Genomic DNA, 1,049 nt, shown 5'->3' on the forward strand with positions numbered 1-1,049 from the left:
CCTCGTGACTGCGTGCCTTTTGAAGAATGAGCCTGCGAGTTTGCGGTGTGTTGCGAGGTTAACCCGTGTGGGGAAGCCGTAGCGAAAGCGAGTCCGAACAGGGCGACTTTAGTAGCACGCTCAAGACCCGAAGCGGAGTGATCTAGCCATGGGCAGGTTGAAGCGGAGGTAAGACTTCGTGGAGGACCGAACCCACCAGGGTTGAAAACCTGGGGGATGACCTGTGGTTAGGGGTGAAAGGCCAATCAAACTCCGTGATAGCTGGTTCTCCCCGAAATGCATTTAGGTGCAGCGTCGTGTGTTTCTTGCCGGAGGTAGAGCACTGGATAGGCGATGGGCCCTACCGGGTTACTGACCTTAGCCAAACTCCGAATGCCGGTAAGTGAGAGCACGGCAGTGAGACTGTGGGGGATAAGCTCCATGGTCGAGAGGGAAACAGCCCAGAGCATCGACTAAGGCCCCTAAGCGTACGCTAAGTGGGAAAGGATGTGGAGTCGCAGAGACAACCAGGAGGTTGGCTTAGAAGCAGCCACCCTTGAAAGAGTGCGTAATAGCTCACTGGTCTAGTGATTCCGCGCCGACAATGTAGCGGGGCTCAAGCGTACCGCCGAAGTCGTGTCATTTCAGCAATAGCCCCAACGGGCGCTGGGATGGGTAGGGGAGCGTCGTGTGCCGGGTGAAGCAGCACCGGAAGGTAGTTGTGGACGGTTCACGAGTGAGAATGCAGGCATGAGTAGCGATACACACGTGAGAAACGTGTGCGCCGATTGACTAAGGGTTCCTGGGTCAAGCTGATCTGCCCAGGGTAAGTCGGGACCTAAGGCGAGGCCGACAGGCGTAGTCGATGGATAACCGGTTGATATTCCGGTACCCGCTGTGAAGCGTCAAACATCGAGCATCGTGATGCTAAGGCCGTGAAGCCGTTCCGGACCCTTCGGGGAAAGGAAAGTGGTGGAGCCGCCGGCCCAAGCGGTTAGTAGGTGAGTGATGGGGTGACGCAGGAAGGTAGTCCATCCCGGGCGGTGGTTGTCCCGGGGTAAGGGTGTAGG

1 rRNA gene is annotated in these 1,049 nt (G+C 57.5%); it reads left to right on the forward strand.

The features are described 5' to 3' along the window. Nucleotides 1-1,049: ribosomal RNA gene (locus ACZ4E1_RS40280) — 23S ribosomal RNA — on the forward strand; the annotation flags it as partial.

The organism is Streptomyces sp. NPDC025806 (assembly GCF_055558275.1).